The sequence below is a fragment of the Candidatus Poribacteria bacterium genome (assembly GCA_028820845.1).
Taxonomy (GTDB): domain Bacteria; phylum Poribacteria; class WGA-4E; order WGA-4E; family WGA-3G; genus WGA-3G.
Genome location: JAPPII010000005.1, coordinates 36235 through 54001 on the forward strand (window position 1 = coordinate 36235; position 17767 = coordinate 54001).

Annotated in this window: 19 protein-coding genes and 1 pseudogene; 10 read left to right on the forward strand and 10 right to left on the reverse strand. The window is 47.1% G+C overall.

Going from position 1 to position 17767, the window contains the following annotated elements:
• Nucleotides 1–10: 10 nt before the first annotated feature.
• A complete protein-coding gene (locus OXN25_01105) occupies nt 11–757 on the reverse strand; it encodes a YebC/PmpR family DNA-binding transcriptional regulator (protein ID MDE0423444.1) in 747 nt (248 codons plus the stop codon).
• A 166-nt stretch (nt 758–923) separates the two neighbouring features.
• On the opposite strand from OXN25_01105, the gene OXN25_01110 reads away from it, so the two are divergent.
• Entirely contained in the window at nt 924–1706 is a 783-nt protein-coding gene (locus OXN25_01110) for a hypothetical protein (GenBank protein MDE0423445.1), read from the forward strand.
• Nucleotides 1707–1716: 10 nt separating this feature from the next.
• On the opposite strand, the gene OXN25_01115 is transcribed toward OXN25_01110, so the two are convergent.
• The 5 genes and pseudogenes from OXN25_01115 to OXN25_01135 form a co-directional block, all read right to left on the reverse strand.
• The gene (locus OXN25_01115; GenBank protein ID MDE0423446.1) at nt 1717–2331 is read right to left on the reverse strand and encodes a phosphatase PAP2 family protein; all 615 of its coding nucleotides are present in this window, start codon (nt 2329–2331) and stop codon (nt 1717–1719) included.
• A gap of 3 nt (nt 2332–2334) precedes the next feature.
• The gene (locus OXN25_01120; protein MDE0423447.1) at nt 2335–2802 is read right to left on the reverse strand and encodes a peroxiredoxin; all 468 of its coding nucleotides are present in this window, start codon (nt 2800–2802) and stop codon (nt 2335–2337) included.
• 72 nt (nt 2803–2874) lie between these two features.
• Nucleotides 2875–3228 (reverse strand): annotated as a pseudogene (locus OXN25_01125) (peroxiredoxin).
• 143 nt (nt 3229–3371) lie between these two features.
• A complete protein-coding gene (locus OXN25_01130) occupies nt 3372–4238 on the reverse strand; it encodes a phytanoyl-CoA dioxygenase family protein (GenBank protein ID MDE0423448.1) in 867 nt (288 codons plus the stop codon).
• A gap of 46 nt (nt 4239–4284) precedes the next feature.
• Nucleotides 4285–5238 (reverse strand): Gfo/Idh/MocA family oxidoreductase, encoded by a 954-nt coding sequence (locus OXN25_01135; GenBank protein MDE0423449.1) that lies wholly within the window; start codon nt 5236–5238, stop codon nt 4285–4287.
• Nucleotides 5239–5774: 536 nt separating this feature from the next.
• On the opposite strand from OXN25_01135, the gene OXN25_01140 reads away from it, so the two are divergent.
• The 7 genes from OXN25_01140 to OXN25_01170 all read left to right on the forward strand — a co-directional run bounded on the left by OXN25_01140 (nt 5775) and on the right by OXN25_01170 (nt 12709).
• The gene (locus OXN25_01140) at nt 5775–6077 is read left to right on the forward strand and encodes a hypothetical protein (GenBank protein ID MDE0423450.1); all 303 of its coding nucleotides are present in this window, start codon (nt 5775–5777) and stop codon (nt 6075–6077) included.
• A 94-nt stretch (nt 6078–6171) separates the two neighbouring features.
• Entirely contained in the window at nt 6172–6903 is a 732-nt protein-coding gene (locus OXN25_01145; GenBank protein MDE0423451.1) for a hypothetical protein, read from the forward strand.
• Nucleotides 6904–7196: 293 nt separating this feature from the next.
• A complete protein-coding gene (locus OXN25_01150; protein MDE0423452.1) occupies nt 7197–8018 on the forward strand; it encodes a phytanoyl-CoA dioxygenase family protein in 822 nt (273 codons plus the stop codon).
• A gap of 210 nt (nt 8019–8228) precedes the next feature.
• Nucleotides 8229–10247, forward strand: coding sequence for a TRAP transporter fused permease subunit (locus OXN25_01155; protein ID MDE0423453.1), 2019 nt, complete (start codon nt 8229–8231; stop codon nt 10245–10247).
• Nucleotides 10231–10431: a hypothetical protein gene (locus OXN25_01160; GenBank protein ID MDE0423454.1), complete on the forward strand. Its 201-nt coding sequence runs from the start codon at nt 10231–10233 to the stop codon at nt 10429–10431. Before OXN25_01155 ends, OXN25_01160 begins: the two co-directional genes overlap by 17 nt.
• Nucleotides 10428–11873: a sodium:solute symporter family protein gene (locus OXN25_01165; GenBank protein ID MDE0423455.1), complete on the forward strand. Its 1446-nt coding sequence runs from the start codon at nt 10428–10430 to the stop codon at nt 11871–11873. The genes OXN25_01160 and OXN25_01165 overlap by 4 nt, the downstream gene beginning before the upstream one ends.
• Before the next feature lie 50 nt (nt 11874–11923).
• On the forward strand, nt 11924–12709 hold the full coding sequence (locus tag OXN25_01170; GenBank protein ID MDE0423456.1) for a carboxypeptidase-like regulatory domain-containing protein: 786 nt from the start codon (nt 11924–11926) through the stop codon (nt 12707–12709).
• Nucleotides 12710–12739: 30 nt separating this feature from the next.
• On the opposite strand, the gene rsmA is transcribed toward OXN25_01170, so the two are convergent.
• The 4 genes from rsmA to OXN25_01190 all read right to left on the reverse strand — a co-directional run bounded on the left by rsmA (nt 12740) and on the right by OXN25_01190 (nt 16048).
• Nucleotides 12740–13588, reverse strand: a complete 849-nt coding sequence (gene rsmA / locus OXN25_01175; protein MDE0423457.1) for a 16S rRNA (adenine(1518)-N(6)/adenine(1519)-N(6))-dimethyltransferase RsmA — start codon at nt 13586–13588, stop codon at nt 12740–12742.
• A 2-nt stretch (nt 13589–13590) separates the two neighbouring features.
• Nucleotides 13591–14826 (reverse strand): bifunctional phosphopantothenoylcysteine decarboxylase/phosphopantothenate--cysteine ligase CoaBC, encoded by a 1236-nt coding sequence (coaBC, locus tag OXN25_01180; GenBank protein MDE0423458.1) that lies wholly within the window; start codon nt 14824–14826, stop codon nt 13591–13593.
• 73 nt (nt 14827–14899) lie between these two features.
• Nucleotides 14900–15559: a guanylate kinase gene (gene gmk / locus OXN25_01185; GenBank protein ID MDE0423459.1), complete on the reverse strand. Its 660-nt coding sequence runs from the start codon at nt 15557–15559 to the stop codon at nt 14900–14902.
• A gap of 30 nt (nt 15560–15589) precedes the next feature.
• Entirely contained in the window at nt 15590–16048 is a 459-nt protein-coding gene (locus OXN25_01190) for a 4Fe-4S binding protein (protein MDE0423460.1), read from the reverse strand.
• Between the two features lie 298 nt (nt 16049–16346).
• Here OXN25_01190 and OXN25_01195 point away from each other — a divergent pair, with 298 nt between their 5' ends.
• Nucleotides 16347–17117 (forward strand): SDR family NAD(P)-dependent oxidoreductase, encoded by a 771-nt coding sequence (locus tag OXN25_01195; protein MDE0423461.1) that lies wholly within the window; start codon nt 16347–16349, stop codon nt 17115–17117.
• A gap of 103 nt (nt 17118–17220) precedes the next feature.
• Complete coding sequence (locus OXN25_01200; GenBank protein ID MDE0423462.1) at nt 17221–17718, forward strand: hypothetical protein; 498 nt, start codon at nt 17221–17223, stop codon at nt 17716–17718.
• Nucleotides 17719–17767 lie beyond the last annotated feature (49 nt).

Here is a 17767-nt window from a genome sequence, read left to right on the forward strand (position 1 = left end):
GTCCTTATTTCTAAGCAGCTGCTTCCAAAAGGTTATCGGGGATATCGAAGTTGGCGTAAACTTTCTGGACATCATCAAGATCATCGAGGGCATCCATGAGCCGTAACATCCGCTCCGCTTCTTTTCCTTCAAGTTTCACCGTGTTCTGCGGAATCATGCTAATTTCAGCGAGTTGAACATTCGCCAAAGTTTCCTGAACTGCCGTTAAGACGCTATCAAACATCTCAAATGGGGTCAGGATTTCAATGCCAGTCTCCGAAGCCGTGACATCTTCTGCACCCGCTTCGACCGCAATCATAAAAAGCTCTTCTTCGTCAATACTGTCGGGTGTCACGACAATTAACCCACGTCTGTCGAAAACCCAAGCAACACATCCACGTTCCCCGATTCTGCCTTCGTGTTTGGTGAGGGCATGTCGGACCGCTGCGACGGCGCGATTGCGGTTATCGGTTAAGACCTCTATCATCATTGCGACACCACCGGGTCCGTAACTCTCATAAGTGATTTCTTCGTAGGTAGCACCTTCGAGTTCACCGGTGCCACGAAGAACCGCCTTCTCAATGTTATCGCTGGGAACGTTACTTGATTTTGCAGCCGCAATTGCGGTGCGAAGCCGTGGATTCATGTCCACATCACCACCGCCGATACGTGCCGCCGCAGTAACTTCTTTAATCAATTTTGAGAAGAGTTTACCGCGTCTGGAATCGTTCGCTGCTTTCTTATGTTTAATTGTAGACCACTTAGAATGTCCTGACATGGTTTGTGTCCTTTCTGATTATTTAGGATTAAATTAGTATAGCATAACGAGCAAAAAGATACAATTTAAATCTACGCTACCGGAGTCCATTCTAATTGATTGGACAAAAATCGAAATGTGTGTTAAACTTGTTACATCCTACGTTTAAGGAGTGTGATAGGTTGCTATGTTACCTTTTGTCCTAAAGATTGCAGACCAACCGGTGGAACGTCTGCAGCGTATCAATGTTGAAAATCAGCCTATTGATGTTGATGTCCAGCTCGAGTTTTATTCTCGGGAATTTGAACCTGCGGATATGGCATCCTCATCACGGCGACAAAGATTGAGCCAGTTAATCTTGCAGGAAGCCACCGAGAATGCTTATGCGACCTTTGTTACATTCCTCCGAGATAGTGCGGAACCACAAAATTTTCTGCCCTTTGAGCACCTCGAGCGATATCCGTGCCGCCGGTATGCTTTAATCCTTTCCGCCTCCCGCTCTCACGAACTTTTTGAGATCTGCCAGATACAACCCGACGCGAGCCATTCTACCCTAAACTATCGGGGTTACGAAATAGCAATCAAACCCCGCAGATACGTTTTGGATACTGCGGCTTATTTGGTGGCACCGGATAAATATACGCTTTTTATCAGGCAGGTCCGGGAAGACAATACCATTCGGGTTTACCGGAGCGATTTTATCAATCTCACTCAGAATTCACCTTCACCCTTTAAACTTGATACCCGAGATATAATGGAGAACGTCCAACTTGAACTCGCGAGGGAAACGGAGCAAGCACTACCGTTAGAACAGTTGCTTATGTTTCCAACTGCTAACGAGGAGGCAGGGCTGCCTCGCATCGTGAACTGTCCAGAATGTAATGGACGCGTGCGTCGTCTTGGGAGAGAGGGGTATTTCTGCTTAGAGTGTGATTGGGATAATTTGCCGCCCCTAAAGCGGCTGTCATGATTGGCTGTCGCTAACCACTGCCCCCAAGTTTCGCTAAGTGTAAAACAAGAGACGTATTGCCAATGGCTATCACTGCGCCGACAACGGTTTGCAGGAGCGTATGCCGTTTTCGGTAAACCCTTGCCCAGGCAATCAACGGAATCAACAGAAATAACCAGCCAAATTGTGGGTTAACAAGCATCACAAGTACCGTGATACATCCCGTAGCAACGCTGCTATGAAAACTAATTTTCCACGTTAACGTAATTGCGAAAAAAACAACACTGTTTATGATATAAGCGACTCCCGCCCAAACAATTTCACGCGCCGCACCCAGCTGGTGCAATAGAAAAGTTCCCACAATCATACTGACGAGCGTACAGCACAAAGGCAGGAACCGTTCTTCTCTGTTTTTCAGATGTAAGTCGCTTACTTTGGAAAATCGAACCATGACTGCTATTGACAGTGCCGGTAGCACGGTCACAAATAGCACTACGATCCCCAACCACCGGAATAGGTCTTCAGGTGCTGCATGTTTTTCGACAACGCCAATGGCTGTCGCAATGGGTACCAAAAAAGGGCTAAAGACGACAGAGACGCACCATGCTAACCGTGCGGGGATTGTTGGTAAAGTCCTACGGGTCATTAATTAGTTCGATGTTTCCAACGTTTTGAAGAAATTGACTAAATCTGGTCCATGTGTACTGGGATTGACCGCGTTATCAATTTCCAAGATCTTCCCCTCTGTGTCAATGATAACAGTTAATCTCCCAATCCTACCTTCAAGGGCATTTGTTGCGCCGTATAGGAGCGAAAGATTGCGACCGGTATCTACCAGAAGCGGGAAGTTCAGCTGATTTTCTTCGGAGAATTTCTGGTGGGAATCGGCATCATTCGTAGTGATTCCAAAGACCTGAGCATCGTATTTGGCAAAATTACTCGACTCATCACGGAGTGAGCAGACTTCTGCCGTTCAGCCAGTTCCAAAATCGCGTGGATAAAACGCCAAGACGACATTCTGTTTTCCACGAAATTCACTCAATTGGTGCGTTTCACCGTTACCGTCAGTAGCAATAAAATCGGGAGCGGTTTGTCCGACCTCTATCTTCGGCAGCACCTCTTTAAGTTGGGCAGCAACATCTTCACCGTGTGTTTTGACGTTGACTTCTCTGTCAATAGCGCGGATATACCCAGCTTTATCAATGATAAAAGTTGTCCGTTGTGATGCGTTGAAGCGTTCAATAATCCCGCTGTACTGTGTACTCACCTTAAATTCGGTATCCGCCAGCAGAGAAAATCCGAATTTTTGCTCTGTGCGGAACCGCTTGTGTGATTCGACGGAGTCAACGCTCACACCGAAAAGAACGCTATCAGTTGCTTCTATCTCGCTCAAACTGTCCCGGAGCGAGTTGAGTTCGGCTGTTCAGCCACCTGTAAAATCTTTTGGATAAAAGGCGAGAACGATATTTTTTTGACCTAAGTAATCGCTGAGATTCCGCTCAACACCTTCTTCATCTTTTAGTGTAAAATCTGGGGCAATCATCCCCACTTTTAGCATATCTGGAGTTGTCACTGCTTCCTCCCCTGAAGCTGCTGAAATTATAAGGGCTGTCATGAGGATAGCAGCCCAGATACTTACATTTAACCGCATTAGAAACATTACATTATACCTCCACGAATTTTTTGTCAGTCTGAAAGAACCCCTTTTTCTTCAAGCCATACCTTCAAAGGCACATCTGCATCCTTGGGTGAAAAATGCCCGTTTGCATTCGTCCCGCCACCGAGCAGCTGCTGTCGAATTGGGTCGTTGCGCTCGAACATCTCCTCCGGAATGGTCATATTATCTTTGCTCCGTATCCATCGATAGCCATATCCGTAAAAGAGCCCCTTGCGAGTGATGTCTGAGTCGTTTTCACTGCGGGCATGCCACAGCCGCCGATCGAAGAAGACCGCATCCCCCGGTTTACAACAGACCGCTATTGCTCCCTCAGGAAGTGAACCATCTGTCGGACGGTCCTCAAGTTTATCCCATAAGTGGCTGCCGGGGATGATATAAAAGTTTCCGCGTCCAGGCTCTGAGCAGTCCGACAACCAGTAGACGACTTTGACAGAGAGACGCGGCCGCGGTGAGCTTTCCATCTCGATGTTAACACGTCCACTATCCTGATGCCAGCCGAGCGGCGTTGGTTTACCACGAACTTCCTCCCGACGTGGCGGTGTTATAATAAAATGGCTGTGATAGGAATAGATGTTCCAGCCCAAAATACCCCAGACCTTCGGGAACGTCTTATACCAATCCAAAATATTCACGAAAACCTGATCTGTACCGAGGAAATTCGGATAGAAGAAATTGTTATGCGCCGTCAGTTGGTTTTTGGTGTGTGGATCGTAGCCAGCATCAAGGTGTGTTTGATAGATGTTGTCCACCCGCGTTTCAAGCCGTTCAACGAGGTCTGACGGAAGGGCATTTTCAACGATAAAATACCCATCTTCATTTATAGCACTGCGTTGTTCGTCAGTCAGTTGGTGTTGTAGATGTCTTTCGTCAAGCATAGCGTGGATCTCCAATTTATGGTGTTTGTCGAAATGCGCGAAGAAGTTAATCTGGTAGGGGACCTTCTATCTGGTCAACGAAGCGGATAGAGTGAATAACATCACGGAGGTCTGTGAGCGGAACTTGCCGGTTGCGAACACAATCGACGAAGTGGCGATGCATCGTTAGCACGCCTTCATAACTCGCTGAGTCGCGCTGATCTACACCGTCGACTTCCCAACCTCCCATAACACTTCTGTCGTTGTCCTCGTAAATTTCGATTTCTTCGGGGATTTTCATGTAACAACCGATGCCGACACCGTGCAATTCGGAGCGCAGCACGCGACCACCCGACGCACGACTCCCGAAGAGGACACCTGTGACATTGTTATCAAAACGGACAAAGGCGGTGTAGAAGTTACGCTGTTCTGCAGCAAACGTATCGCGATGCGCCGTGACTTCCACCGGCTCACCACCTGCCATATATCGGAGCAGATCGACGACATGGCAGACATCGTTCCAAAGGGTAGTTGTAAATTCTCGATTTTGCCCGATCATCTGCTTGTTAAAGGTAGTGATGGCTAATGTAACAGGTCCCTTTTCTCCAACGCGCCGCATCGCCTCGCGTGTAACAGCGGCATATCTCCGCTGGAATCCCACCATACAGTAAACGTCGTTGGCAACTGCTGCTTCGAGCAATTGCTGTGTTTCGTCACTATTCGCACCCGGAGGTTTCTCAATAAACAGATGCTTGCCCGCGTTGAGGCAATCCAAGGCGGGTTGTAAAATCCACTTTTCGTTCATCACACAGTAAACGATGTCTAAGTCTTGTGTGTCTAACATTTTCCTGTGATCAGTGAAAGTGTGTGGGAACTCATATTTCTGTGCGACTTGTGCGAGTTTTTCCTCATCTAATTCGCACGCAGCGAGCATTTCAACATCATCCTCAAGGCGATTGACATTTGGATAATGCGCGCCTTGGCTACGTCCCCCTGCACCGATAAATCCTGCTTTAAGCATTGGGACTTTCTCCTTTGTCTCAATATTCGCGAAATTGTGTCCGCTTGAAAGTGTTCATACTTTAGCACAAACCCAAATTGATAGCAACAAAATTTGGGATATTACTTAAGTGTGCTAAGTTTTGAACAACTTTTACAAATTCCATAGCCGTATGTGCCAAATTTAACGAAAATTTACCTAAATTTTTTGCTTGATTTTTTTTCCCTTTTTCTGTTATGACTCTACTAAAGTTTGGACAATTTTAAATCTGACCGAAATTGCCCAAACTTTAATATGATTTTAAAAGATTCAGGACTTACGCAGAATGCTCTTTTGTAGCATGATGCACGTCGCATCTGGTCGAGTACGCCGCAAACCTGTTAGGTTGTGCCTCCAAAATGCCTCTGTTTTTCAGGAATTTCTATCTTACAAAGCACGCTACGGTCAAAATTGCGTAAGTCCTAAGATTTATGGGTGATGTAATGCTGTTCAGCGAGTTTTTTAACGCTTCATCATTACTACCATAAAAATAGCACCTTCACAAAAGGAGAAAAGCAATGAGGATGTCTTTGTGCCAGACGATTGCTATTATTTGTGTCATGTCTGTGGGATTCATGACATTTACACCATTCATTCCGAACGCTCAAGCACTCCCAAGTGCCGTAGTTATCACAGAAATATATGAGAAATGTTATCTCATAGGTTATCCGCGTACATATTGTGGTTCTCGTAGTTATACGGTGCAAAGTGCTCAGTACGACCATCCGGTAGATGATGAACAGCATACTGTTGATCTCATTTATCGGCGCGAGTCGAGAACACAAAATGTCTACACCAGTTGCAGCGATTGTGATTCTTAGTTCTGCGTTCCGTTAAAATAGAATTAAACAAGACCTGCTTTGATCCTTTTGTTTTTGATCAGGCAGGTCATCTTCCAATTTGAGGAAATCCCAGATGAAAAAAATTATTTCCCTCGCCATCTTTTTTGCGCTGCTCGGGTCATTTTACCTCTATATAGAGATTGACAAGCGAAATTTTGTTAACAACCTCCCACAACCGCCTGTTCTTGTAGAACAACCGATTAACAATAGGCCAGTGCATCAAAATTTAGAAGAAACTACGATGCCAAACATACAAAAAACTACAACTTCGTCAAAAACGGAAGGATCCGATCTGGAGCAGGAAGGAAGCGTTGTCCGTGAGAAAGGAATAAGCGATTACGATTGGCGTACCGATGTTGAACACCCGCATGAACACTTGCCTATAACCGATCCCTGGGGGAATCTTCTTAAAGAAGATCAAGCAAAAAAGCGCGGCACCTGGATAGGTGATCCAGAAACAATGGATCCTGATGAACTCTACTCCGCTGAATATAATCAACTTCTTGAAAAGTTTGGAGATATTCCACAAGTTCATACGGTTATGGAGTACGAGCGAAAGTTTGCAAATAACATTCCTTTAACTCTTGAAGAAAAGATCATTGGGTTAAAAGCACAACACTATTTATTTCCGTCTGAATCAACCCGCAAAACGATTGATTATTATAAGTGGCAGCAATCAAAAGGCGGGGTTGATGCTTTAAAGAGAATAAAACCTGAGGATATAGAGTACCTCCAAAGTTTAGGCATTGAGGTTAAGAAAGAAAAGGTAGGCACTCATACGCAGATCACTATTTCGACCAAATAGTTTGTATTGCATCCGTGTGAGATATGTCGTTAGTTCTTGATCTTATGTATGCCAATTGGATCATTCAATTCTCTTCGATAGGCGGGGTTTCCTAACCTCGCCGGTCCTTCCCAACAAACGCTTCCGAATTTATACATCTTTACCACTGCAAACAATTCTGTGTGTAAGTAAAAAAAATTGATTCTCTGAATGTTTTATGGTATGCTCTTAACACCACATTAATTTTCAGGCAATCAACCGTTTCTCTGTTCGTAGAACAGTTTGAAACTCAGCAGATGGGTAAGGAGAAACTCATGCCAGTTTTTGACGCAGAAGCCTTAGAATTTTGGGAAGAACACGGCTATGTTGTGGTACCAGAGGCAGTGCCACTTGAGAACTGCCGCGCTGCCGAACAAGCCGTCTGGGATTTTCTTGAGATGGATCGCGACGACCCCAACAGTTGGTATCCCGACCCACCGCGACGGGGTATCATGGTAGAAATTTATCAGCACCAAGCGTTGTGGAACAATCGTCAATACCCTCGCGTACATCAGGCATTCTCGGAGATTTGGGGAACGGAGAAACTTTGGGTGAGTTTTGATCGCGCAAGCATGAATCCGCCTGAACGTTCAGATTACAAGTTCCCGGGTCCCTATCTACATTGGGATATGTCGCTCGACAATATGCCCGTGACTTTAAAGGTGCAAGGCGTTTTGTATCTGGCGGATACACCCGGCAATCAGGGGGCATTTACCTGTATCCCGGGATTCCACCGAAAATTGGAGGGATGGTTGAACGACCTACCTGACGATGCCAACCCACGGGAGGTCGTACGGGAAGAATTCCAACCCGAGGCGTTTCCAATTGCGGGGAAAGCCGGGGATCTTGTGATCTGGCACAGCGCGCTACCACACGGAAGTAGTCCAAACTCTGCTCTCCGTCCTCGGATGGCACAATACATCACGATGTCCCCCGCACCCGCGAACGGCAACGCTGAATCCAGGATTAAAGGGTGGCGCGAACGGTTGACAGGTCTTGGCAGAGAGACGAAAGAGAAGGAGCATTACCACGGAAAAACAGCCGAGTTAACACCTTTAGGGGAAAAACTCCTCGGACTTGAATCGTGGGGTACCTAAACCCGTTAGGTGCGGTTTCATGAAGATTAATTTGTTAATGTCGGTAATTTCTTATCCGCACGAGGCAGGTGTCATCCCCGCTAGCGAGGTTTCCTAACCTCGCCAAATTACCGAAATATTTTCTTAAACTTCATCTAACCGCACCGTGTTTGCAGGAGATAGAGTGAGTACCTGCCAAAAAACAGACTCACTCAATCTATTGGAAAAAATTTGAAAGGTAAAATCTTTCTGACAGTTTCTGTGCTGCTATGCCTCTTTATCTTAGCCGAGGTCAACTATCCGCAGCTCGCACCACAAACCGAGTTGGCACTCTTCGCGATGTTTGGGTTGATAGTGGTATTTTTAAATTACCCCATTCATCAGCGGTTTGCTAACCGCCGCGTTTTCCGACTGCTTGATGTCGTGCTGATTGGAGGCATAATTGTCTGCTTCGGCTACGTTGTGATTCAGACAGAGCCGGTTTTTCAGGGGTTCTGGTTAGATAGTAAACCGCTCGGTGAACGGGCAGGCGCGGAGTTGCAACTGGATTACATCATCGGTGGAGTCGGGCTCGTCTTAATCTTAGAAGCCACGCGCCGTTCTATCGGTATGACGCTTCCGCTACTCTCTCTCACATTTCTGCTCTATGCCGGTTTTGGGCAGTTTATGCCGGATTGGCTGTTCCCACATCGTGGGTATTCTGTTCAACGTATCATCAGTCAGACGTTTTTACACAGTCAAGGCGCGTTTGGCATCGCGCTTCGGGTGATGTTTACGTATGTGTTCCTCTTTGTGTTGTTTGGCACATTGCTGGAGCGGACAGGCGCGACCGGTTATGTGCTGAATTTGGCGAGGCGGATGTTCGGTTCGAGCGTGGGAGCACCTGCGAAGGTCGCCGTGCTGAGTAGCGGTATGATGGGTTCGCTATCGGGTTCCGCTGTCGCGAATACAGCAACGACCGGCACGTTTACAATTCCATTGATGACGCGCTCTGGATTTCAACCGGCAATGGCAGGGGGGATTGAAGCCGCGGCGAGTTCCGGTGGCGCATTGGTCCCACCTATCATGGGTGCAGCGGCGTATATGATGCTGGAAATCGTGGAACCTGCTGTTACCTATTTAGAGATTATCAAGGCAGCGCTGCTACCGGCAATCCTCTACTATACAGGAATGCTGTGTATGGTACACTTCGCTGCAAAGAATAGCAGACACACTGTGGAAGAGGCTTGGGGCTCCGAACCGGACGAGGTAAATAGCGGCGAGCAAGAGACAGAACGCCGAAAGATTGTGACCGTGCAAGGTGGCATTTTCCTTGCTGCTTTCGTTACGCTGATTGGGTTCCTATTGATGGGTGCCACGGCGTTTCGCGCAGTGAGCTGGAGTTTGCTGGTCGTCGTTGCTATAAGTCTGCTGAATTTCTTGGGACAGAGGATCGCTAAACGAGATTCTACAGCGCAGACTCGTATCGGAATCTCGGATTTACCGAAGGCAGTAGACTTTTTGGTTTCGCCTTGTAAGCGAGCAGCACAGAGTGGTGTGTCGTTGATTGCTGCCGCTGCGTGTGTCGGTATCATTTTAGGCGTGGTGACGTTAACCGGCATCGGTGGCAAGTTGCCGTCAACACTCTTACCCCTTGCAGCGACGAATCTGATGTTGGCACTCTTCTTTCTGATGATTTCGACAATTATTCTCGGCATGGGGTTGCCTTCATCGGTCTGTTATTTGCTGATGGCTATTTTAGTGGGGCCTGTACTTCTGGATTTAGGGGTTGTTCCACTTGCGGCGCACTTTTTTATCTTCTATTTCGGGATGATGTCGATGGTGACCCCGCCGGTTGCCTTGGCGGCGTATGCTGCGTCTGCAATCGCCGGTTCTGGAGTAATGGCAACCGCGTTCACAGCGTTTAGGTTTGCCCTTGTCGGTTTTGCCTTGCCTTATGCCTTCGTGCTGCGACCGGCACTGCTCTGGCTACATCCCGACGGTGGGGCTCCAGAAGTGTGGACAGTTTTAGGGACGTTTTCTCTAACGTTCGTAGGGACGGTTATCCTTGCAGCAGCCATCGCTGGCTACCTGTTTAGTAGATTGTCACTATCCGGGCGTGGTATACTATTTATCGCCGCAGCAATTCTCTTTTTTGCACCTATAAGTATCCAATTCGCTTGGATTCACGGCATAGTAGTTGTTGCAAGTGCTGCTGTTTTCTACTATAATTGGCAGAGGAAGGAGATACGCCATGAAACATCGAACTAAATGGTTGTTTTACTGCTTGATTGCCTTATTATTTTTTCTTCATAACGATTTCTGGTTCTGGAAAACGCCGCAACTCGTTTTAGGACTGCCAATTGGGCTGCTGTATCATATCGGGTTCTGCCTCGTGGTAACCCTGCTCATGGCTATCTTCGTCAAAGGTAATGGAGATTGGAGCGAGCGATGAGCATTGCTGTTATCTTTATTTACCTTCTTGTGGTACTTGTTCTCGGTGCGCTGAGCCATAAACTTTTTCGCAATACGGGGGAAGACTACTTTGTCGCGAGTCGGACAATCAATTGGTTTGTCCTGTTGATGACCCTTTTCGGCACGAATATGACGGCGTTCTCGATCCTCGGGGCATCGGGTGAAGCCTATCACAGGGGGATCGGCGTTTTTGCACTGATGGCTTCGTCTACCGCAATAGTCGCTCCGTGTGTATTCCTCTTTATTGGGACGCGTCTCTGGCGACTGGGAAAGCGGTTTGGCTATGTGACACAGGCGCAGTACTTCCGGGACAGGTGGGAATCTGGAGGCTTAGGACTCCTGCTTTTCATCGTGCTTGTGTTACTGCTTATTCCCTATCTGCTTATCGGAGTCATGGGGGGTGGTGGAACGTTAGCGACACTGACAGATGGTAAAATTCCGCAGTGGGTCGGTGGCTTACTCATTAGTCTTGTTGTCCTCAGTTATGTTACCTACAGCGGCATGCGAGGCACTGCTTGGGTGAACACTTTTCAAACGCTTGTTTTCATGGTCCTCGGCGGCATTACCTTCTTTATCATTGTGAATCGGATGGGCGGGTTTTCAAGTGCTATTTCTAAAGTGGACGCAGGTTTGCTCATGCAAGCAGAACATATTAAACCCTTGGAACTCTTGACTTATATCTGTATGCCGCTGTGTGTAGGTATGTTTCCGCATATCTTTTCACATTTCCTGACAGCGAAGGAGGTTGGAACGTTCCGCTATGCGATTATCTTGTATCCTGTGTGTATTGCTATTGTTTGGATCCCGAGTGTGCTACTCGGCATATTAGGGAATGTTGATGTTCCGGATTTACAAGGTTCGCAGGCAAACAACGTGCTAATTCAGATGATTGGTATACACGCACCTGGAATCTTAGCTGGGTTTTTAGGGGCAGGCGTTTTCGCCGCAATTATGTCCTCACTGGATTCGCAGTCGCTTGCTGTTGGGAGTATGTTTACACACGATATTGTTGAACATTATCGTGGAGAGGCGTTTTCGGAGAACCAGCGGGTGTGGGTCGGACGGTTGTTCGTAATGGGTGTACTCTGCATCACCTATCTTATATCGCTTGTTGCGACACCGAGCATTTTCAGGCTCGCTGTTTGGTCGTTTACCGGATTTTCCGGGCTTTTTCCGATTGTCGTCGCGGCACTCTTCTGGCGACGTAGCACAAAGCACGGCGCGTTCGCTGCAATCATAAGTGTTATTTTTTTGTGGCTCTATTTCTTTCTCCGAAATTGGCAGACCCCTGGGTATACTGTCGGTGGGACCGGGATTATGCCCGTTGCGATTCTGATTGTTGTTTCATCTTGTGTACTAATAGTCGTTTCTCTGTTCACAAAACCACCGAGTCAACAAACACTTGGTAAATTTTTCAATTGATTGTAGGTAAGAAGATTAGAAAAAGTACAAAAAAGGATCATAAAAAGACGATGACACCCAAAAATACTATCTTGTTTCTTTTACTGTTAATATCCGTCTTCGCATGCAATGAAGCAGAAGATCCGCTCGAACCTGAACCGGCACCTGAAGAACCGGTAGTGCTTCAATACGGCACAATCTCTGGAACCGTCACTGACGCTGGGACAGGAAATCCTATTCCTGGGTCAATGGTGATCCTAATGGGTCGAGAGGTTGAAACCGGTGTAGATGGGGTTTATTCTTTTCAAGATGTTCTTTACGGCGATACCTATAACCTGATTGTAAGGGATCCAGATTACGAATATCATGGTCAGCCCTTTGCGCTCAACCAACAACGTTTAGTTATAAATATCCCGTTAACACCCTTAAAGGACCCAGTGCTGGAAATACAGGAATTTTTTGAAAATTTTTCGGATCTCCTTGAGTCTGTGGACGTAGAAAATATTGAAGCGGTTGAGAGACTCTTTTCAGAAACCTATGTCGCTGCGGACGATGACGCGACCCTCTTCGGTGTGGCATCAGGCATTATCCCTGAAAATTACGCAGATGTCAATCCCGCGATAACTCAGCTCTTTGATGAGTACACCTTTCTTGAATTCCTGTTCAAGGATATGGAGATGGATGTGACGCATGCCAGAAAAGCGGCAGTAACCCTTCGGCTTGATGTGAACGCCAGAAAAGGGGAAGAAGAAGACTTGAGAGAAATTAAAGCCGGTTCTAAATTTGAGTTCCGCCGTGAAGGACGAGATTGGAAGATTGTGTATTGGCAGCTTCTGGAAATAGACATCCGTTTGTGATGCCATTAGCGAACCGCGATTCGCGAATTGCTAATGATTCTGAGAGAAAAAATTGGTGAGGGCTGCGTATTCCGTGATGTCCAATGTTTCAGCGCGCCGTTCTGGGGCTATACCAGTTTCCTCAAACGCAGCTGCCAGTCTCTCTGCTGAAGCGAATCTACCCCTGATTAAAGCATTTTTTAACATCTTCCGACGCGTCCTGAACGCTGTTCGCACTATTTTAAAAAACAATACTTCATCTTCAACGCTAACCTTTGGACTTTCGCGCATCGTCAGTTTTAAGAGAGCAGAGTCTACCTTTGGCGATGGGTAAAAGTTCTCTGGCGACAGTGTGGCTATTAGCGTCGGTTCGGCGTGATAAGTGATACCAATCGTCAATGCACCGTAGTCCTTTCCTCCCGGTCCAGCAACAATCCTTTCCGCAACCTCCTTCTGCATCATTAGGACGCAGCTATGAATCTGTTTCTGATGCGCGAGAAGTTTCCACAAGATCGGTGTTGTGATACTGTAAGGCAGATTCGCGATGACTTTGTAGATGTGTGATGTATTCTCGGATTCGAGTAGTGCGTTAAGTTCTAGTTTGAGGACATCTATATTGAGGGGTTGGACGTGTGAATCTATTGCGAATTGTGCCGTTAAGGCATTGTATAATAACTCGTCCACTTCCACAGCAACGACGCGTTTGGCACGTCGCGCCAAGGCATCAGTGAGATACCCTAATCCGGCACCGATCTCTATGACGGTATCACAATCTGTGACTTCTCCGGCTTCAAGAATAATATTGAGAACCTCTGGGTTAACGAGAAAATTTTGTCCTAATTGCTTTTTGGGGCGGGCGTGATTGAAGGCAAAGAAATCACGGATCTGTTGTGAATTCATCTTTATTTTCGACTATTTTGTATAGCAACGACCTTAGTCAGAATCTCATCCGCTATGTCGCGTTTGGGGGCACGTGGCAGTTGTTCACAGGTCCCATTTCGATCCAGCAGGGTGACGATGTTCGTATCGGATTGGAATCCAGCCCCTTCCGCAAGAATATCGTTCGCAACGATGAGATCGCAATTCTTACGAATCAACTTCTTTTTAGCATTCTCGAGAAGATCATCCGTTTCTGCAGCAAAACAGACGAGGATTTGATGTGTCTTCTGTTTACCAAGTGCCTCCGCTATGTCTGGATTCCTTTCAAGCGGAAGTGTTAGCGGATCGGTGGTCTTTTTGATTTTATGGGGTGTGAATTCGCGTGGGCGATAATCAGCAGGCGCAGCCGCCATAATGACAATGTCTGTTTCATCGAATGCTTGCAGCACTTCATTGTACATCTGAATTGTTGTTTCGACATGTTGCGTTTTGATGTGGGTCGGTGGAGGAAGCGTAGCAGCTCCGCTGATGAGTCGGACTTCCGCGCCGCGGTGTGCTGCTGCTTCAGCGATGGCGTACCCCATCTTACCGCTGGAACGGTTTGTAATAAATCGGACGGGATCAATATACTCGCGCGTCGCCCCTGCTGTGACGAGGACACGTTTACCTTGTAAATCCTGTGGTCTCACTGTAGGGGCAATCTCCGAATCGCGACGCTTCAAAATACCGCTTATGCCTTCCAAGATTGCCTCTACAGTGTTCAAACGTCCAACACCTTCATAACCGCATGCCAAATCACCGCTTGCGGGTTCAATGAAATGGTAACCGTGTGTTTTCAGGGTGTCAATGTTGCGTTGGACGAACGGATTCTGATACATGTGTCCGTTCATTGCAGGCGCAAGGAGGACTGGACAGTGAACGGACACGGCGACGGTGGAGAGGGCATCGTCAGCGATGCCGTTTGCGAGTTTACCGATAATATTCGCCGTTGCGGGGACAATCATGAGTAAATCGGCGCGGTCGGCGAGATCAATATGCGGCGGTTTCCAATCTGTACCTGTGTCAAATAGGTCCAAGAGTACCGGATTCCGCGAGATAACTTGGAATTGTAGAGGTTGGACAAGACGGGTGGCGTTCTCTGTCATCACGACGTGAACGGAAGCACCGCTTTTGACGAGTTGGCTCGCGACATCAAGCGATTTATGGATGGCGATACCACCTGTGACACCTAAGATGATAGTCCGATCTCTGAATTCCATTTTTTTTACTATTGGGTTTCTGCTCCGATTTTTCCGTTGTCAAAATCGGGTTCTCGGTTAATTTCGACTGGATTTAATCCACACTGTTAACACCGAATAACGGATTAATTATCTCTATCAATTCATCATCAATACGGGAGCGTTCGGCGGTAATGATAGCCTGAATCTGGGCAACGGCTCGCTGGATTTTTCCTTGGGGGTTGCTAACCCAGTAGTCGTAGTGTTGAATTTGAAGGACTTCGGACTTCGCGATGTCCAAACGTTGTTCCAATTCCTTCTCAGATTCTGTTTGTCTGCGGCGGAGGCGTTTCTCTAAGATAGCGAAAGAGGACGGTATGATAAAGATGAGGACATTTCTTGCAGGAGCAAGGTCTTGCGCTTGCGATCGAATTTGCAGGGAACCTTTTACCTCAATCTCTAAAACAGCGTCTTTCCCGGCTTCGCGTGCTGCGACGATTTCAGACTTGAGCGTGCCGTAGAGATTGTCTCCGTATTCCGCCCACTCTAAGAAGCTCCCCTGTTGGATGTGTTCTTCAAATTCTGCTTTCGATAGGAAATGATAATCGACACCATCTACTTCGCCACGACGTGGGTTGCGTGTTGTTGCGGAAACGGATAGTTTTAATGTTGGGTCGGCTTCACAAAGGGCATCGATGACGGTGCTTTTCCCTGATCCAGACGGTCCGGAGATGACGATAACGAGGTTCGGTTTATAAAGGTGTGTATTCGCCATTTTCCCCGCCCAGACATAATCGTTAAAAAATTAGTCTGCAGCTTCCGCAAGTTCCACAAGCACGGGTGATTCGATACGGATAGCGTCCTTGATACAGACCTCTTCGCACAACTTGCAGCCGACACAATCCTTCGGTTTAACCAATTCACAGATACCGAAGAAGCTTTCAGCATGTTCCCCTGTCTCCGGGTCCTTGAGTTCAAGGCAATCCCATGGACAGATATGGACGCAGAAATCGCACCCCGAACAGAGCTCTTCGTAGATTACAGCGATGGGACGGTGCGTCGGACGACGGATGAATTTACACACTTCGCCGAACTGGTCTCGGATTGCTTCAACAGGGCAGACCATCCCACACGCGCTGCAGTCAATACAAATGTTTGGATCGATGATGTGCAACATGTTCCTATCCCCCGTGATTGCGTCAACGGGACAATTGGTTAAACATGCCATGCATCCGATACACTCCTCAGTGATATAGTACGCCATAAATTCTTTTCCTATCTTTCAGTTCAGGCAGAATCTTTCTAATACACTTGATGTAATATATTTTACCACAATCTTTTTATATTGTCAAGGGGTGTGTAAAGTTTTTGACGCACTATCATGAGAAGGACTGCTCTGTAGCATAAACTTTTAGTTTGTGCGCGATATTTCCCAATCCTGCCCTACCACTGAAAACTATCCCGTTGACATTCCAAAAGGACTCAACTATAATGAAAACAATGTACCTCATGAAAGGTCGCTTTCAAGTCAATATATTACGGACAAAAAACAAGGGACTCTAATGAACTTAGGATTAAAAGACAAAGTCGTCGTTGTAACAGGGGCAAGTCGTGGGATCGGACAGGCAATTGCACACGGGTTCGCCGATGAGGGCGCACGTCTGAGCATCTGTGGCAGGACTGAAGATACACTCCAAAGCGTAACAGCCGAACTCACCGCAAAAGGCGCGCACGTCTTTGCTAAACGCACGGATGTCACAGATACAGGTCAAGTTGAGGCGTTTATATCGGAAACGGTGGAGACTTACGGCAGGATTGATGTCGTTGTGAACAACGTCGGTGGGAGTCGATGGACCCCGTTGGAAGATATTTCGGATACCGAATGGCACGAGATCCTCGATCTGAATCTGGTTTCTGCGGCACGCGTGAACCGACGCGTCATCCCTGAAATGAAAAAACAAGGCGGTGGCGCAATTCTGATGATTACCTCCATCTACGGCAGAGAAGGCGGTGGACACATTACGTATAATGCCGCGAAAGCCGCCGAAATTAGCATGACAAAATCGTTGGCGAAAGAGCTCGCACCCGACAATATCCGCGTGAATAGCGTTGCCCCAGGTTCCATACTCTTTCCCGGTGGCGGTTGGGCGCGCCGGATCGCAGCCGATCCAGAAGCGATGGAGGTTTTTGTGAAAAGCGATATGCCCCTCGGTAGATTTGGAAAACCGGAAGAGGTTGCGAATGTCGTCGTTTTCCTCTCATCGGAACGGGCGAGTCTTGTAACGGGTGCCTGTGTGAACGTGGATGGGTGCCAATCGCACTCGAATATTTAACCAAAGTTTTGAACGCGCTGCGGGACATTATCAGTAAACATTGAATTTCTGAAACAGAAAAAGTAACAGATATTTGAGCAGCTCTGCTGAAAGGAGTGTTGTCATGAACTCAACTACTGCTGGATGGATTCTTTTTCTTTTTGCTTTTCCCGCTTGGGCAGGGACATTTGTGGAAACTTTTGACGATGAAAACTTGGAGGACTGGCGAGAACTTAACGCGTTTGATGTTAAAATCGCGCCCGGTTCCTGGGAAACCCTTGATGGAGAGATGGAAGCTACGGTGAAAGACGAAATTGGGCCACGTATGCCTCAGTTACTGATAATTGGGGATGAGACCTGGGAAGATTATGAAATCGAATTTGATGTTATGCCACGTGAAGAACATGGTCCCGGATCGTTTGTCGTCGCTGCACGGATCATGAAAAATTGGGGGCTGCTATGTATGATTGGCGTCTTGTCCCTTGAGCATGGATCTAACGTTCACTGTTTCGGGGGTAAGTTACCAGGTAAGATATTTGATTCCTTCGGAATGAAGAAGAAACCGCCTTTGAAACTGAAGGAATGGTCTACGCTAAAGTTGAGTGTTAATAAAGCTAACTGATATTTCTCAAAAGTGATTGTAAAGCAGTGCTTATCAGGGTTCCTTTGAT

Coding starts and splice junctions, on each gene's coding strand:
- OXN25_01105 (MDE0423444.1), bottom strand. CDS start 757: ATGTCAGGACATTCTAAGTGGTCTACAATTAAACATAAGAAAGCAGCG.
- OXN25_01110 (MDE0423445.1), top strand. CDS start 924: ATGTTACCTTTTGTCCTAAAGATTGCAGACCAACCGGTGGAACGTCTG.
- OXN25_01115 (MDE0423446.1), bottom strand. CDS start 2,331: ATGACCCGTAGGACTTTACCAACAATCCCCGCACGGTTAGCATGGTGC.
- OXN25_01130 (MDE0423448.1), bottom strand. CDS start 4,238: ATGCTTGACGAAAGACATCTACAACACCAACTGACTGACGAACAACGC.
- OXN25_01135 (MDE0423449.1), bottom strand. CDS start 5,238: ATGCTTAAAGCAGGATTTATCGGTGCAGGGGGACGTAGCCAAGGCGCG.
- OXN25_01140 (MDE0423450.1), top strand. CDS start 5,775: ATGAGGATGTCTTTGTGCCAGACGATTGCTATTATTTGTGTCATGTCT.
- OXN25_01145 (MDE0423451.1), top strand. CDS start 6,172: ATGAAAAAAATTATTTCCCTCGCCATCTTTTTTGCGCTGCTCGGGTCA.
- OXN25_01150 (MDE0423452.1), top strand. CDS start 7,197: ATGCCAGTTTTTGACGCAGAAGCCTTAGAATTTTGGGAAGAACACGGC.
- OXN25_01160 (MDE0423454.1), top strand. CDS start 10,231: ATGAAACATCGAACTAAATGGTTGTTTTACTGCTTGATTGCCTTATTA.
- OXN25_01165 (MDE0423455.1), top strand. CDS start 10,428: ATGAGCATTGCTGTTATCTTTATTTACCTTCTTGTGGTACTTGTTCTC.
- OXN25_01170 (MDE0423456.1), top strand. CDS start 11,924: ATGACACCCAAAAATACTATCTTGTTTCTTTTACTGTTAATATCCGTC.
- rsmA (MDE0423457.1), bottom strand. CDS start 13,588: ATGAATTCACAACAGATCCGTGATTTCTTTGCCTTCAATCACGCCCGC.
- coaBC (MDE0423458.1), bottom strand. CDS start 14,826: ATGGAATTCAGAGATCGGACTATCATCTTAGGTGTCACAGGTGGTATC.
- gmk (MDE0423459.1), bottom strand. CDS start 15,559: ATGGCGAATACACACCTTTATAAACCGAACCTCGTTATCGTCATCTCC.
- OXN25_01190 (MDE0423460.1), bottom strand. CDS start 16,048: ATGGCGTACTATATCACTGAGGAGTGTATCGGATGCATGGCATGTTTA.
- OXN25_01195 (MDE0423461.1), top strand. CDS start 16,347: ATGAACTTAGGATTAAAAGACAAAGTCGTCGTTGTAACAGGGGCAAGT.
- OXN25_01200 (MDE0423462.1), top strand. CDS start 17,221: ATGAACTCAACTACTGCTGGATGGATTCTTTTTCTTTTTGCTTTTCCC.